Source organism: Methyloversatilis sp., assembly GCF_030696805.1.
GTDB lineage: Bacteria > Pseudomonadota > Gammaproteobacteria > Burkholderiales > Rhodocyclaceae > Methyloversatilis.
The window spans coordinates 1-15,975 of the sequence record NZ_JAUYRO010000014.1 but is presented as its reverse complement, the minus strand read 5'-3'; the positions used below and the strand labels follow the sequence as shown (position 1 = coordinate 15,975).

Here is a 15,975-nt window from a genome sequence, read left to right as displayed (position 1 = left end):
ATCACTCCGCCAGGGTGACATCCGCACAAGGTGCGACCGTCGAGCGCCCATCAGTAGCTGCCTTTGCCGAGCACCTGACGCACGGTCATCACCAGTATTTTCAGATCGAGCCAGAACGATTGCCGGCGTACATACTCGAGGTCAAGCGCGAGCCGCTGCCCAGCCCTGGCTTCGGACCGCAGCGTTGCCTGCGCCAGCCCGGTGATGCCGGGGCGCACCGATGTTCGCAATGCCCAGTCCTGTTCCGAATAAAGTTCTCGCTGCGCAGGTACGTCAGGGCGCGGCCCGACGAAACTCATGTCGCCGAGCAGTACGTTGAACAACTGCGGCAATTCGTCCAGGCTGGTCTTTCGCAACCATCTGCCTGAACGCGTGATGCGCGGATCGCCCTGGTGCGTCTGATAGCCACCGATCCGGTCGGCGTCGATCACCATGCTGCGGAATTTGAACATCCCGAACGAGCGCCCGTGAAGGCCGACCCTGACTTGCCGGTACACCACGGGGCCGGGCGAGTCGGTTCGCACGATCAGCGCAAGCACGACGAGCAGTGGCCAGATCAGCGCCAGCAGGAGCAGTGCGAAAACAATGTCGATCAGACGTTTCATGTGTTGATGCACAGGGTCCGTTCAGGAACGGGCAACGGGCGCCGTTCGAAGATCGAGACCCAGCGACTGGAAGTCGGGGGCCGCCACATCAACGAAGTCGGTCGGATCGATGAATGTACGCGCCCACAGCTCGACGGCGATCAGCGCGCGCAGTTCGCGCGTCCGATCGGTCTTGCTGCCCCGGTGTTCGTCGATCAATGTCCGGACCACCTTCGGATCGAACAATCCCCGCCCGATGGTTCGTTCGCCGAGCAGAACCTCTTCGACAAAGCCGGACAGGCTGTCGCGGAACCACTCGCCGACCGGAACCGTGAACATCTGCTTCCGGCGATAGGCCAGATCATTTCCGATCAGCGAGCTCACGGCCTTCTTGTAGAGGTACTTCGTCTCGCCGTCCTTCAGCTTGAGTGAGCCCGGCATGCGGAAGGCAAGTTCCATCATCCGGTAGTCGAGAAAGGGCGTACGCGCCTCAAGCGATACCGCCATGCCCATTCTGTCGGGCTTGACCAGATTGTTGCCGGACAGCAGCAGCTGCATGTCGATGTACAGCGCCTGGTTGATGCGGTCCATGTGCCGCGCATCGTCGAACAGCGGATCGGTGACGCTGCGGGAATCGACGTCACCGATCTGCCTGGACAGCGTGCCCGAGTAAAGGGTGCGCTTTGCGGCTTCGTCGAACAGGCTGAGATTCGCGTGATAGGCGTGCCGGAAATCGGCATCGGACGCTGAGGCGGCCGTCGGACGGGCGAAAAAATTGCGGTGCTTGTCGTAGCCGGCGAAAAGCTCGTCGCCTCCGTCGCCGGTCAATACCACCTTCACCTCGCGTGCGGCGAGCTGGGCGACCCGGTAAGTGGGCAGGAAAGACACATCTCCGTGCGGCTGGTCACAGTGCCACACGGCGAGTGGCCAGAGGTCCAGCATGTCTGCATCGACCTTCTGCAGCGTGTGCCGGGTGCCGAACAGTTCGGCCGCCCGGGCGGCATAGGGACTTTCGTCGAATCGCTCCTCATGAAATCCGATGGCATACGTATTGACGGGCTCGGTCATGTGACGGCTCATCATGCCCACCACGGTGCTCGAATCCACCCCGCCGGAAAGAAAGGCGCCGAAAGGTACATCCGACCGCAGACGAAGCCGCACGGCGTCGTCCAGCGTTTCATTGAAGGCATCGATCCAGTCGCCTTCCGTGCGCGTTTCGGCCTGCTGGTCGGCCAGTGACCACCAGCGCGATTCGGTACAGCCCGCGCGATCGATGCGTGCGAGATGCCCGGGCATCAGGTGGCGAATGCCTTCGAACAGCGTGTGAGGTGGCGGGACGTAGTTGAACGTCAGGTAGTGGTGCAGTGCGACCGGGTCCATCTTCCGCGGCACACCGGCGCTCAGCAGTGACTTGATTTCCGAGGCGAAGCACAGCCGCGTGCCGTCGTCGTGGATATAGAGCGGCTTCACGCCGATGCGGTCGCGTATCAGGAACAGCGTATCGATTCGCGCGTCGTGGATCGCAATGGCGAACATGCCATTGAGACGGTGCAGGAAGTCGATGCCATCACGCTCGTAGAGGCGGAGCAAAACTTCGGTATCGGAATGGGTCCGGCACTCGAACGGGGTGCCGGACAGCTCCGCCGCCAGCTCTACATGATTGAATATCTCGCCGTTCTGGACAATGGCAATCGTTTTGTCGTCCGAGACAAATGGCTGGTGGCCTCCTGCGATATCAATGATGGAGAGGCGGCGGTTGCCGATGGCGATGCCGTCACGCTCGCGGACGCCGGTGTCGTCAGGCCCCCGGTGACGAAGCAGGCGTCCCATGGCCTGCAGTCTTGCATCGTCCATCCGGACGTGGTGCCGGTCGTAATAGCCGAATATTCCGCACATCGATCTGCTCCGTAGGGGGCCGAGGACCTGCGCGCACGCGCGAGGCCTTGTCAGTGAAATCTATCTGCCGGCAATTTCGCGGACGATGCGGACGACTTCCGCATGATTCGCCGCGAGGGTGGCGTCATCCGCCTTGCTGTATTCGTCGAATGCCGCGCGCAGTCGCGCGAGCTCCCCCGGAAAATCCATCTCGGACTGCATGGCCTGAACATCCGCCGCCTGTCGGTGAAAGGTACGCGACAGGATGGCGGAGCTCGAACCCAGGCGGACGTGTTCTCCGATGATGCGCTCAGCGGGCAGCAGCCCTTCACCGACCCGCGCCAGCCCGCCGAATCCGAACGGAACACCGAGCTGGCGCAGCTGCGCGGCCGCGCCATCAAGCAGACCTTCGGCCAGCGGTTCGAACATGAATTTCAGCCCAAGCGAAAGATGCAGGTCGTTCAGACCGATGAAGACTTCCGCAACACCGGGCACGCTTGCGACCTGGGGCAATACGTCGAGTGCCGCGGCTGTCTCCGCCAGCGGGATGACAGGCAAGCGACCGCCGACCACAGCACAGAAGGCCTCTACCTCGCTCACCTTATGAAACATGGGGAGCATCAGGATATCTGCCCCGCGGGCAATCGCGTCTTCGATCTCCTCGCTTGAACCCGCATGCCAGGGGTTGAGTCGCACCAGCAGCGTGGTGTCGCCGATCGCATCCCTTACCCGGCTTATATCCGCCGGAACATGGCGCGAAACCCAGGTATCCAGATGCCCCTGTCGCTCCTGCTTTCCCAGGTATTCCAGATCCACAAAAATACGATCGACTCCACATTGCGCAACGAACCGTGCAATGTCGGGCCGATTGACGATCATCATCAGTTTCATCATGAGGCACTCTTTTTCGTGGACCTTGCAAACGATGCACGCAGTCTGCCATCGAGGATCGCGGCGCTGGCCAGAAATGCCGCGAAGGACGCACTGGCCCACGCAGCGCGGGCAAGCAGACCATCGCTGCTGCGGTCGCCAAGGAGCGCGATACCCGCCGCAATCAATGCGGGAAGTAAAAGAGCCTTCGGCGCGTCCCTGAAGGCGAGCGGAACAGTGCCAGGACCGAATCGCCTGCCCGCCTGCCACGACAACAGGACGGCACCCAGCGCATAGACGCCGGCATAAGCGGCCATCACCCCGGGCAGACCCAGCAGGTTGCGGGCAATCGGGGCTGTGGCTGCGACGGCGACGAGCATGATGGCCGCCGTCACGACCAGTGGGCGCGTGTGGCCGCTGGCCGCGAACGCCGAACCATAGATGGTCAGCAAGCCCTGAAACGGAAGGGACACAAAACCGATCGCCGCAAGCACCGACAAGGCTTCGACCTGTCCGGACTCGAACGATGCCTTGAAGAAGGCAAGCTGCACGAGCGTATCCGAAAATATTGCCGCGGGAATCGCGATGCCGATGGAAATGCCGATCACCACCCGCATGCCGAGCGCCAGGTTTGCCTGCACGCGATCACGCGTACCGTGGGCAACGTCAGCGGCAAGACGCGGCAGCAATACCGTGCTGATCGACCCGATCACCACCCCCATGGGCAACTCGACCAACTTGTAGGCGTAGTTGAACAGGGACAGCGCGCCCGCCTCTTCGAGTGACGAGATGGCGCGGGCAAGCGGTGGCAGCGCCACCAGAATGGTGATGAAGCTGAAACTGCCCAGAAAATGCCGGATCAACGACCGGTCGATGAGGTTTTTGCGCTCAGTCGGCGCGATCCAGTCGTGCCTGAGTTCGGATGCCTGCATCAGCAGCCGCAGCAGACACCCCCCTGTCACGCCAACAGCGATGGCCAGCACGGTCTTGTCAGCGTCCGCCATCAGCAGGCAGGAGATGACTGCAAGGTTGAACACCAGTGTTCCCGCAGCACCGATTGCGAAGCGCCCGTTCGCATTCAGCAGCGCCACCACGACGCCGGACAGCGCGGCCAGTGGCAGCGCCACAGTCATGAGACGAAAAGCGTTGCCGTGAGGCGCGAGCGTCGCGGCAGGCAAACCCGGAGCGAGAACGCCGAGCATCTGCGGAGCCAGCGCGAACAGCACCAGAGCAAGCAGCAGGAACAGCCCGCCGACGAGTCGGGATGCCTGCAAGAACAGCGCTGTGTCGGCGCCACCTTCAAGTCGCTTGAAGGCCGGAACCAGGGCAGCTGCAAGCCCGCCGCTGAGCAGCAGGTTGACCATGAGATCCGGAAATGTAAGGAGGACGATTGCGACGTCGGTGCTGTCCGTTGCGCCGGCGCGCAGTGCAATCAACCACTCCCGGCCGAATCCCGTGACCCGGCCGAGCAGGACAAGGCCGGCTACGACCAGCGTACTGCGCAGCATCGCATCGCCGCGACCACTCGTGCCGGCGGGTACGGGCGCGTTGCCCTTCATCGAAAAAGAACCATCAATAAGTAAGGTCTGAAGAAGCGGAAACCGCTGCCTACGCGAGCGGCGAGGCGAACCCAGCCTCTGACGGGGCGGGCGTGCTACCCGCGGTGCAGCTTCTGGACCAACGCACAGACGAGCCCGCAGAAACACTTTGCGAGCACGTGCGAATATTAACAGGCTGGCGACAAACGCAGCGCGCCGCCGCTTGAAGCTGGGCAGCAAAGCCGCCAGGCCGACCACCGGTGTTCGGGCGGCCGAAGGTGGCCACACATCCCGGCCGATGGAACGGACGCACTCCGCTGCCGCATGACTGTCTTGTCAGGTCACCGCATCGCTGTACGATTCGGAGCCCCCGGACAACATGGCGCCTTGCTTCCCCGAACTGCGGCCGACCTACGCATGCGCTTCCTTTATTCAACCCTCTGGATCCTGGTGCTGCCGCTGGCACTGCTGCGGCTGTTCTGGCGCTCGCGCAGCGAAGCGGGGTATGCCCGGAATATCATGCAACGGCTGGGATTTTTTCGTGCGGTCACCCTGCGGTCCACCATCTGGCTGCATGCCGTGTCGGTCGGCGAAACCCGGGCCGCGCAAACGCTGATCGACGCCCTGCGCGCCCGCTGGCCGGACGCCCGCATCCTGCTGACCCAGACCACGGCGACCGGTCGGGCCACCGCACAGTCGCTGTATGGCGACGCGGTGACGCTGGCGTGGTTGCCGTGGGATCTGCCGTGGTCGCAGCGGGCCTTCCTGCGCGTCTGGCGTCCGGCCATCGGCATCCTGCTGGAAACGGAACTGTGGCCCAACCTGATCGCCGAATGCCGACGCGCCGGCGTGCCGGTGGTGCTGGCGAATGCCCGCCTGTCCGAACGATCGGCGCACCGCTATGCGCGTCTGCCGTCGCTGGTCGGCGCCATGCTGCAAAGCCTGTCGGGCGTTGCAGCCCAGACGGAGGCGGACGCCGGGCGACTGCGCGCGCTGGGCGCGCGGGCGGTGACGGTCGCCGGCAACCTCAAGTTCGACCTGTCACCGCCGCCGGATCAACTCGCTCTCGGCGAGCGCTGGCGCGCGGCGCTGGGCCGGCGCCGCATCGTACTGCTGGCCAGCACGCGCGACGGCGAAGAGACGCTGCTGCTGACGGCGCTCGAAGCCTGCCTGCCGGATGACGTGCTGATCGCGCTGGTGCCGAGGCACCCGCAGCGTTTCGACGCGGTTGCGCGCCTGGTGGCCGGTCGCGGCCTGACGCTGGCACGGCGCAGTGCCGGCACGCTGCCGGGCGACAACGACCGGGTGTGGCTCGGCGATTCGATGGGTGAAATGTTCGCCTGGTACGCACTCGCCGATCTGGCGGTCATCGGCGGCAGCTGGTTGCCGCTGGGCGGTCAGAACCTGATCGAGGCTTGCGCGGCAGGTTGTCCGGTAATCATCGGACCGCACACGTTCAACTTCGCCCAGGCCACCGAAGATGCACTCGCTGCCGGCGCCGCGCTGCGCGCAGCCGATGTCGACGAGATGGCGGCGACCACATGCCGGTTGCTTGCGGATCCGGCATCGCTGAAAACCATGTCAGACGAAGGTCGCGCCTTTGCGGCCTCGCATCGTGGCGCGACCGGACGCTGCATGGCCCTGATCCGACCCCTGCTGCAGCCCCGGCTCGACCGGCTGGCAGACGGTGATCGCCCGCCCTGCGCTCCGGTCATCTGACCCTGACCGCACCCGCCGACAGCACCGGGAGCTTCTGCCTCGCATAACCGGCGGGCAAGGTTACGAAACCCACCGTGCGGTAGCGCCCGACCACGCTTGGCGCCACTTCGATCGCTGCGCGCCGGCCGGTCGCCGAATGTGACTCGACCCACCAGCCCGCTTCATCCCGCACGGTGCGGGTGCCGAACGGGCGCGCCAGCGGCTCGCCGATGAACACGCCCTCGCCCGGCCAGGCGACGCTTTTCCAGTAGGCCTCGATCAGCGTGTCGCCTTCCGCGTACATGCTCATCAGGATGCCCGGGTGCGGGAATTTCCCCAGGTGGTTGCAGGGTTCGATCACCGTGCCGTAGCTGCCGGTGGCGCCCGCCGTCAGCCATTCGAGTGCGCTCATCTGCGCGGTATTGTCGAGCAGCGTGCCGCCGACCGATGTCAGGTGGTCGGCCGGTGCGCCCGGCAGAAAGCCCAGCGTCGGCAGCGCCGGCACGCGCACCGCGCCGGTGAAGTAGCCGATCACGTCCTGCTGGCCGAACGCTTCAGCCGCCCTCGGGCTGGCGAATTGGAGGCCACGCACCTGAGCCATCGTTTCGTCGAACAGCAGCGAGCGAACATTGCGCGCCGTGTCTTCGGTGCGCACCAGATACACCGTGCCCTTCGGATAACTGTAGTCGGCGGCCACGCCGCGGTCGATCAGGCGCTTCACCTGCTCGACCGATTCGCCCGCCAGCAACATGGCCGGCCGCGGCATGGCGGCGTTCTCGGGCGCATTGCGGCCGTTGTTGAAGTAGCCGCTCGGCCGCGTCGGGCCGCAGGTCGATGAACAGAAGCTTTCGTCGTAGCCGAAGGCAAAGGCGGAAGTGATGCTCATGCATCCGGCACGCCACGGACGCGTCCAGGCCAGTGCGAAGGCCTTGATGCCGGGCGCCAGCTTCGCGCCGACCTCGGCATGGACACGTTCGAACTCTTCGCGCGACAACGCGCCGCGCTCGTGCGGAAAGCTCACCTCGATGACGTTGGCGGCCGGAATGTCGCGCTGCTGGCGATAGTAGGCGGCCGCTTCGACGCTCGCCGGATCCGATACATTGACGATGATCGCAAGTTCGCCAGGGCCGAGGGCGTTTGCAGCAGGTACGCAGAACAGCAGCAGGGCCGGCAGCAGGTGGCGCAGGCAGGACGGGAATTTCGGCATGTCGCGTTCGGAAGGCAATCCGGCAAGGTCGTCAGTCTACATAGAGGCGGGCCGTGTGCGAGACACCTGACCGCACCCGGGCATGGCACCATCGCAAAGCAGCCCGGTCCCTGCGCCCACGAAAATATCAAACGGAGGTTCACACGAATGCGTTACCAAGCCTATCTTGAGCAGTGCAATGCCGACAGCCTGACGATGATCGACGCCGCCGTGCCGCGCCCCGGTCCCGGTCAGGTGCTGGTGAAGATGCGCGCAGCGTCACTGAACTACCGCGATCTGTTCATCCTTCAGGGTTTGTATCCCGGCGTCGACTCCAAGGATCTGGTTCCGCTGTCCGACGGCGCAGGCGAAGTGGTCGAGACAGGTGCGGGCGTTGATCGCTTTGCCGCGGGCGACCACGTGATCGGCACCTTCTTCGAAACCTGGATCGCCGGTCGGCTGCAGCCTGACTACTTCGGCAAGACGCTGGGCGGCACCGCGCCCGGCGTGCTGACCGAATACCGCCTGTTCCCGCAGGAATCGCTGGTGGCCAAACCGGCTCACCTGAGCTTCGAGGAAGCGGCAACCCTGCCGTGCGCCGCCGTGACCGCGTGGAATGCGCTGTTCGAAGGTCCGGTCCCGCTGCGCGCTGGCGACCGCGTGCTGGTGCTCGGCACCGGTGGCGTGTCGATGTTCGCACTGCAACTGGCGAAAGCAGCGGGCGCCGAGGTGATCGCCACGTCGTCGAGTGATGCCAAGCTCGAAAAGGCGAAGGCGCTCGGCGCGACCACGCTGATCAACTACCGCAGCCATCCGGACTGGGATCAGGAAGTGCGCGCGGCCACCGGCGGCGTGGGCGTCGACCACGTGGTCGAAGTCGGCGGCCCGGGCACGTTGCAGCGCTCGATCGCTTCGCTCGGCCAGAACGGTCAGGCGCATCTAATCGGCGTGCTGACCGGCGGCGAGATCAATCCGCTGCCGCTGCTGTTCACCACCTCGACGGTACGCGGCGTATTCGTCGGCTCGCGTGAAATGTTCGAGTCGATGAACCGCGTGATTTCACTGCACAAGATCCACCCTGTCATCGACCGCGTGTTCGGCTTCGACGAAGCACGCGCGGCGCTTGCACATCAGCAGAGCCAGGCCCACGTCGGCAAGGTTGTCGTGAGCATCGGCTGAGCGGCGGCGGGAGCGGCCCGTGGGAGCGACGATCCACGGCTGGCCCTGCATGGCCAGCCGGCTCTGCGGGCGGCGAGCAGTGCTCGCCGAAATCCCCGCTCCGCCCCCGTCGCGATCAGTGCGGTGACCATCGCGCCGCACCCCAGCGGCCGCGTCCACCGGGGCGGCTACAGCGCCCGCGCGCCGAAGCTGTCGCAGGCCTTCATTTCGCCGCTGTCGAGGCCGCGCTTGAACCAGCGCACGCGCTGTTCGGCGCTGCCGTGGGTGAAACTTTCCGGCACCACATAGCCCTGCGCCTGTTTTTGCAGCGTGTCGTCGCCGATGGCGGAGGCGGCGCGCAGCGCCTCTTCGATATCACCCTGCTCGAGAATGCCGCGCGAGCGGTCGGCGTGGTGCGCCCAGATGCCGGCGAAGCAGTCGGCCTGCAGTTCCATGCGCACCTGCAGCTGATTGGCTTCGCGCTCGCTGACCCGCTGCTTCGTGACCTGCACCTTCTCCGCAATGCCCAGCTGGTGCTGCACGTGATGGCCGATTTCGTGCGCAATCACGTAGGCCTGCGCAAAATCGCCTGGCGCGGCGAAGCGCGCCTGCAGATCGCGGTAGAAGTCGAGGTCAAGATAGACACGCTCATCGCCCGGGCAGTAGAACGGCCCCATCGCCGCCTGCCCGGTGCCGCAGGCGGTCTGCGTGCCGCCGGTGTAGAGCACCAGTTTCGGTTCGCGGTACTGCTTGCCGCCGGCGCGGAACAGTTCGTTCCACGTGTCTTCCGTGTCAGCCAGCACCTGTGCGGTGAAACGCGCCAGTGCATCGTCTTCGGCCCGACCGGTGGACTGCACCCCGGGTGACACCGGCGCCTGCTGCGAAGTCTGCGGCACGCCGGCACCCATATTGAGCACCACTGACGGATCGACGCCGAAATACATCGCCACCAGCGCCAGCACGATGGTGCCGATACCGATCTTGCGCCCGCCGCCCCCCATCATGCCGCCGCCACGTGCGCCCCGGCGGTCCTCGATGTTGTCGCTTTCCCGCCCGTCGCCCAGTCGCATGTCAATCTCCGATGAATGCGCGGATCATGGCAGAACTTCGAGGATCAGGTGGTCGCCGTGTCCATCACCGGCAGCCACAGTGTCACCGTCGTGCCGAGCCCCGGCGCGCTTTCGATTTCGATCTCGCCGCCATGCAGATCCATGATTTCCTTCACCAGCGACATGCCCAGACCGGTGCCCGGAATGTTGCCCGACGGGTCGGCGCGGTAGAAACGCTCGAAGATGCGCGCCTGCTGGTCCGGCGTCATGCCGATGCCGCGGTCGATCACGCACATGCCGGCCATCAGGCGCGAATTGCGCAGGGCTTCGCACACCGTCACCACCACCTCGCCGCCGCCCGGTGAATACTTGAAGGCGTTGGTGATGACGTTGCCGAGCGCGCGCACCATCTTCGAGTGATCGACCCGGATGCGCGGCACCGCCGGCGGCATGTCCAGCCGCACGGTATGGCTGTCGTCCGGCATGGTCAGCGCTTCCAGCGTGGCGCTGATGACACCCTTCGCCGACAGATCTTCGAACCGGAAATCCTGCCCTGCCCGTGCCTCGATGCGCGCCAGGTCGAGCAGATCGTTGATCAGATTGACCAGCACGCGCGACTGGCGATGAATGATGGTGTGCATGCGCCGACGCGCCTGCTCGTCGTACTCGCGGTTGATCAGCAGTTCGGCAAAGCCGAGGATCGACGCCAGCGGCGTACGCAGTTCGTGTGCCGCGGTGCTAAGGAACTCGCTCTTCATGCGGTCGACCTCGAACTGCTGCGTGATGTCGCGGAAGTACAACACCGTCTCGGAGCGGCCCTCGGGCGCCACGCGAGCACTGCGCTCGAGCACCCGCGGTTCGGGCAGCCGGAGCCACAGGCGCTGCGGTTCGGCGGTCGATTCATCAAGTACCAGTCCCGGCCACGGCTTGTCCGGGTCGGCCAGCCGGGCCAGCCGGCTGTCGAATGCGGCGGCGCTGAGACCGATCAGTTCGGACTGCGCCAGTTCGGTCATGCGCAGGAACGCCGGATTCACATTGGTCAGCGTGCCGGCCACGTCGAAGGTGACGAAACCGTCCGGCGACAACGAAAACACGGTGTGCAGCCGGTTGGTGCGGCGGATCAGCTTGCGTTCGAACTCGATGCGCTCGGTCACGTCGCCGAACACGTCGACGTAATGCGTGACCCGGCCTTCGTTATCGCGCACCGGAGACGACGACAGCGCCACCCAGATCGACCGGCCGTCGGCGCGCCTGACGTCGACCGTGGTGCTGAACGGCTTCTGGTGAGCGATCGCCCAGCGCATTTCATCCAGCACGTGCTCCGGGTTCTGTTCTCCCGACGCCAGGGTGAAGGTGCGGCCGATCACTTCGTCGGCCACACGGGCGGTCAGTCGTTCGAACGCCGCATTCACATACACCACCGGGTAACCGCCGCGCTGAACGTCGCGGATGATCACCGCCTCGCTCGACGATTCGAGCGCGCGGTCGTGCAGACGCATGCGCGTCTGCGCCTCCACCTGTTCGGTGATATCGCGCATCAGCAGCGAATACACCGGTCGCCCGTGCAGGTTGAAGCGGCTGGCCGACACGGTGACCGGAAAACGTCGCGAGCGTCGTACGCCCTGCACGTCCTGCCGGAAGCGCCAGCGCAGCCCGATCGAGTGCGGGTCCGCCTGGCCGGCAAACCATGCGGCATCGAACATCGGCAGCAGGCGCGCCAGCGGCAGCCCGATCACTGCATCGATGCCGATCTCGAACATTTCGGCGGCCGAACGATTGACGGTCAGCACCATGCCGGATTCGTCGGTGGTGACGATGCCGTCGGCAGCGGTATCGAGCAATGTCACCAGACGGGATTCGCTGAGGGTCAGCGCCTGCGTCATCGCGTGCGCGCTGCGATTGGCACGCGCCGTCGTCGCCAGCAGGCGCAGCAGGTAAAAGAGCAGCGCGCTCAGGCCGGCACCCATCAGCGGAACCAGCCAGAGCACGAGGTGGTCGGCGCTGAAATCAGCCGGTGCGCGCAGGCGCACCGTCCACGCATGCCCCGCCAGCTCGATCTCGCGCACCGCTTCGAGCGACGAAACCGGCTTGTCGTTGGCGCTGCTGTACAGCAGCGTGGCGGGCGATACGCCCCGTCCGTCGTGGATCATCACGACCACCTTGTCGGCGAAGCCGAGCAGGATGTCGCCAAACAGATCGTGCGCACGGAATGGACTGTAGATAAAGCCAAGAAGTGCGCGGCCGCGTTCGGCCGGCGTGTCGGCCTGCTCGTCGCGCGCGTACAGCGGGTAGTACAGCAGGAAGCCCGGCTGTATCGACCCCTTTCCCTCCTGCACCAGCGTCACCCGCCCGGACAGCGCCACGTTGCCGGTATCGCGCGCGCGCCGCATCGCGGTGGCCCGCACCGGCTCGGAATACATGTCGTAGCCGATGGCCTTGAAGTTGCGCGCATCCAGCGGCTCGAGAAACACGACGCTGTGGTACTCGTCGCGCTCGTGCTTCGGCCAGACCGCATAGGCCGGCATGTCATTGAGCCGGATCGTCTCTTCATGAGCAGCCAGTTGTGCCGCCGGAACGCGCAGCGACAACCCCACTCCGAGCACGCCGGGAAAGTTGCGCTCCAGCCCCAGTTGATTTACGTAGTTGTACCAGTCCGCGCGCGTCACCTCGTCGCTGGCCTGGATCAGGCCGGCCGCCGCCCGCAGGATGTTCTCGTGCGCCTCCATGCGCAGGCTGATCTGGGCGACCACCTTGTCGACCTCGTTGTCGAAGCGCTCGGCCGTGGCCTGGGCCAGCCTGTCCCACAGCAGAAAGGTGATCACCAGCGTGACCAGCATGCCGAGCGCCAGCGCCGGCCAGGCGAGCAGCGACGGATCGCGCAGCGCGCGCGCCAAGGGCGGCACGGCGTTGCCGGATGCGCCGGACGTTTCGGCAGACACCCGGTCGTACAGGTTCATTTCGCGTCAGGCGGATTCAACAACCCGGCGATGCGGTCCAGCAGTTCCATCGGGCTGAAGGGCTTGGTCAGGTAGGCATTTGCACCGGCTTCGAAGCCGATCTCGATGTCGCGCTGCTGGCTGCGTGCGGTGAGCAGGATGACTGGAATTGCGTGCAACGCCGCATGCTGGCGCACTCTGCGGCACAACTCGAGACCGTCCATCGAGCCCGGCATCATCACGTCGAGCAGGATCAGGTCGGGTGGGCATTGCTGCAACAGCGTCCAGCCGGCATCCGCATCCGGCGCCTCGGCCAGCTCGAAATCACCGAACTCGAGGGTCATGCGTATCAACTGGCGAATCTCGGGCTGGTCTTCCACCAGCATGATCCGGGCGCGCATGTCAGCGTACCCCGCCGACGCGCGAACGGCCGGTTGCCACCCGCGGCCGGGCGGGGCTGAAGTGTCGGAAATTCATGGGTCCGGAAGTGTCGTTACGCCAGAAATGGGAGGCAGTAAAGTTTAACGACACCCGGAGCCGCGGACTTGAGCCATGGCTGCGGCACTGCTGCCGCAGCCATGGCTCAGTCGGCTGCGAATTCCAGAATGATCTGGTCCACCGTCAGGCTTTCGCCCTGCTGCGCCGATACCTTGCCGATCACGCCGTCGCGTTCGGCGCGCAGGATGTTTTCCATCTTCATCGCCTCGATCACCGCCAGCCGTTCGCCGGCCTTGACCGCCTGGCCCGGCTTCACCGCGACTTCGCGCAGCAGGCCCGGCATCGGCGACAGCAGGAAGCGCGACAGATCGGGGGCGGCCTTGACCGGCATGCGCTGGAGCAATTCGGCGGCGCGCTCGCTCATCACTTCGGCGTCAACGCGCGCGCCGCGGTGCTGCAGCCGGTAGCGCAGGCCGACGCGCTCGACCTGCAGCGTGAACGGGCGGCCATCGATCTCGCCGCGATACACCGGTTCGGACACGCGCCAGTCGCTCACCATTCGGTGGCGCACGCCGTCGATCAGCACCGCGTGGTGGTCGCCGTCGTTTTCGATATGCACCCGGTGTTCAACGCCGCGCAGGCGCACCACCGCATCCGGGCTGATGCGGAATTCGTGTCCGGGCAACTGTCCGACGATGCGCGACGCGCGTTCGATGTAGCGCTGGTGCACCGTGGCAGCCACCGCCACCAGCAACGCCTCGTCCTCGTACGCGGCGGTCGCCGGATCGTAACCGTGTGGATACTCTTCGGCGATGAAGGCGGTCGTGAAGTCGCCGGAGGCGAAGCGCGGGTGACCGAGCACCGCCGACACGAAGGCGATGTTGTGGTTCGGGCCGCGGATGCAGAACGCGTCGAGCGCGTCGCGCAGCTGCGCGATCGCTTCGGCACGGGTGGCGCCGTAGCAGATCTGCTTGGCGATCATCGAATCGTAATGCATCGACACTTCGCCGCCTTCGAACACGCCGGTGTCGACGCGCACGCGGTCGCTGGCGACCGGCGGACGGTAGCGGATCAGCCGACCGACCGACGGCAGAAAACCGCGCGCCGGGTCTTCGGCGCAGATGCGCGCTTCCATCGCCCAGCCTTCGAGCTTCACGTCGGCCTGTGTGAAAGCGAGCTTTTCGCCCGCCGCCACGCGGATCATCTGTTCGACCAGATCCAGGCCGGTGATCAGTTCGGTCACCGGGTGCTCGACCTGGAGCCGGGTGTTCATTTCGAGGAAGTAGAACGACTTGTCGCGCCCGACCACGAACTCGACCGTACCGGCAGACTGGTACTGCACCGCCTTGGCCAGCCGCACCGCCTGTTCGCCCATCGCGCGCCGGGTGTCCGGATCGATGAACGGCGACGGCGCCTCTTCGATCACCTTCTGATGACGACGCTGGATCGAACACTCGCGCTCGTTCAGATACACCACGTTGCCGTGGCCATCGCCCAGCACCTGGATTTCGATGTGGCGCGGCTCTTCGACGAATTTCTCGATGAACACGCGATCGTCGTTGAAGGCATTCTTCGCCTCATTGACGCAGGAGGCGAAACCTTCATGCGCCTCGGCATCGTTGAACGCCACCCGCAAACCCTTGCCGCCACCGCCGGCACTGGCCTTGATCATGACCGGATAGCCGATGCCGCGCGCGATCTCGACCGCGCGCTCCGGGCTTTCGATCGGGTCATTCCAGCCCGGAATGGTGGTCACGCCGGCCTCTTTCGCCAGCTTCTTCGACGCGATCTTGTCGCCCATGGCGCCGATGGCGTGCGCCTTCGGTCCGATGAACACAATGCCCTCGCGTTCCAGCGCAGCACAGAAGGCTTCGTTCTCCGACAGGAAACCGTAGCCCGGGTGCACCGCCTCGGCGCCGGTCGCCTTGCAGGCGGCGATGATCTTGTCGATCACCAGATAGGACTCGCGCGCCGCCGCCGGACCAATGCACACGGCTTCGTCGGCCAGCTCCACATGCAGCGCGGCGCGGTCGGCTTCGGAATACACGGCCACCGTGGCGATACCCATGCGGCGTGCCGTGCGGATGACGCGGCACGCAATCTCGCCGCGATTTGCGATCAGTATCTTTTTAAACACGGAAGGTCTCCTACGATCAGTATGTTCTTGAACATGTCATGGAACTGGACGGCAAAAGAGCTCGCTGCCCTCACCCGGCGCTGCGCGCCACCCTCTCCCGCTGAGGCAGGCGAGGGAACACCGCCGAGCGCCGACTACTCCCCTCTCCCGCATCAGCGGGAGAGGAGCAGGGGGTGAGGGCGCGCGCTGCGAGTCGTCACGGTTTGCGATCAGTATCTTGTTGAACAAGCCAGGTCTCCTGCAATCAGTATGTTCTCGAACATGTCATGGAACTGCGCGGCAAACGCGTCCGCTGCCCTCACCCGGCGCTGCGCGCCACCCTCTCCCGCTGAGGCGGGCGAGGGAGACACCACCGAGCGCCGACTTCTCCCCTCTCCCGCATCAGCGGGAGAGGGGTCGGGGTGAGGGCACGCGCTGCGAGTCGTCACGGTTTGCGATCAGTATCTTGTTGAACAAGCCAGGTCTCCTGCAATCAGTATGTTCTCGAACATGTCATGGAACTGCGC

Annotated in this window: 11 protein-coding genes; 2 read left to right on the top strand and 9 right to left on the bottom strand. The window is 65.2% G+C overall.

Annotated elements, in window-relative coordinates; translation table 11 throughout:
- Window positions 1-50: 50 nt before the first annotated feature.
- From Q8R75_RS01975 to Q8R75_RS01960, 4 genes are read right to left on the bottom strand one after another with little or no spacing between them, the layout of a single operon-like run.
- Window positions 51-605, bottom strand: a complete 555-nt coding sequence (locus Q8R75_RS01975) for a sugar transferase (RefSeq protein WP_305627140.1) — start codon at window positions 603-605, stop codon at window positions 51-53.
- Between the two features lie 21 nt (window positions 606-626).
- Complete coding sequence (gene asnB / locus Q8R75_RS01970; RefSeq protein WP_305627142.1) at window positions 627-2,480, bottom strand: asparagine synthase (glutamine-hydrolyzing); 1,854 nt, start codon at window positions 2,478-2,480, stop codon at window positions 627-629.
- Between the two features lie 60 nt (window positions 2,481-2,540).
- Window positions 2,541-3,353 carry an aldolase/citrate lyase family protein gene (locus Q8R75_RS01965; protein ID WP_305627144.1) on the bottom strand — a complete coding sequence of 271 codons (813 nt, stop codon included), beginning with the start codon at window positions 3,351-3,353 and terminating at the stop codon, window positions 2,541-2,543.
- Entirely contained in the window at window positions 3,350-4,888 is a 1,539-nt protein-coding gene (locus Q8R75_RS01960) for a lipid II flippase MurJ (protein WP_305627146.1), read from the bottom strand. Before Q8R75_RS01960 ends, Q8R75_RS01965 begins: the two co-directional genes overlap by 4 nt.
- 396 nt (window positions 4,889-5,284) lie before the next feature.
- On the opposite strand from Q8R75_RS01960, the gene waaA reads away from it, so the two are divergent.
- The gene (gene waaA, locus Q8R75_RS01955; protein WP_305627148.1) at window positions 5,285-6,586 is read left to right on the top strand and encodes a lipid IV(A) 3-deoxy-D-manno-octulosonic acid transferase; all 1,302 of its coding nucleotides are present in this window, start codon (window positions 5,285-5,287) and stop codon (window positions 6,584-6,586) included.
- Here waaA and Q8R75_RS01950 read toward each other — a convergent pair.
- Window positions 6,579-7,772: a TIGR03790 family protein gene (locus tag Q8R75_RS01950; protein ID WP_305627150.1), complete on the bottom strand. Its 1,194-nt coding sequence runs from the start codon at window positions 7,770-7,772 to the stop codon at window positions 6,579-6,581. The two genes, waaA and Q8R75_RS01950, sit on opposite strands and share 8 nt — an antisense overlap.
- 147 nt (window positions 7,773-7,919) lie before the next feature.
- Between Q8R75_RS01950 and Q8R75_RS01945 the strand changes: the two genes are divergently transcribed.
- Window positions 7,920-8,930, top strand: coding sequence for an NAD(P)-dependent alcohol dehydrogenase (locus tag Q8R75_RS01945; RefSeq protein WP_305627152.1), 1,011 nt, complete (start codon window positions 7,920-7,922; stop codon window positions 8,928-8,930).
- Window positions 8,931-9,097: 167 nt separating this feature from the next.
- Here Q8R75_RS01945 and Q8R75_RS01940 read toward each other — a convergent pair whose 3' ends face one another.
- The 4 genes from Q8R75_RS01940 to Q8R75_RS01925 form a co-directional block, all read right to left on the bottom strand.
- Window positions 9,098-9,979 (bottom strand): neutral zinc metallopeptidase, encoded by an 882-nt coding sequence (locus Q8R75_RS01940; RefSeq protein WP_305627154.1) that lies wholly within the window; start codon window positions 9,977-9,979, stop codon window positions 9,098-9,100.
- A 44-nt stretch (window positions 9,980-10,023) separates the two neighbouring features.
- Window positions 10,024-12,915 (bottom strand): CHASE domain-containing protein, encoded by a 2,892-nt coding sequence (locus Q8R75_RS01935; RefSeq protein WP_305627156.1) that lies wholly within the window; start codon window positions 12,913-12,915, stop codon window positions 10,024-10,026.
- The gene (locus tag Q8R75_RS01930) at window positions 12,912-13,295 is read right to left on the bottom strand and encodes a response regulator (RefSeq protein ID WP_305627158.1); all 384 of its coding nucleotides are present in this window, start codon (window positions 13,293-13,295) and stop codon (window positions 12,912-12,914) included. The genes Q8R75_RS01935 and Q8R75_RS01930 overlap by 4 nt, the downstream gene beginning before the upstream one ends.
- 182 nt (window positions 13,296-13,477) lie before the next feature.
- Entirely contained in the window at window positions 13,478-15,469 is a 1,992-nt protein-coding gene (locus Q8R75_RS01925) for an acetyl/propionyl/methylcrotonyl-CoA carboxylase subunit alpha (RefSeq protein WP_305627159.1), read from the bottom strand.
- Window positions 15,470-15,975 lie beyond the last annotated feature (506 nt).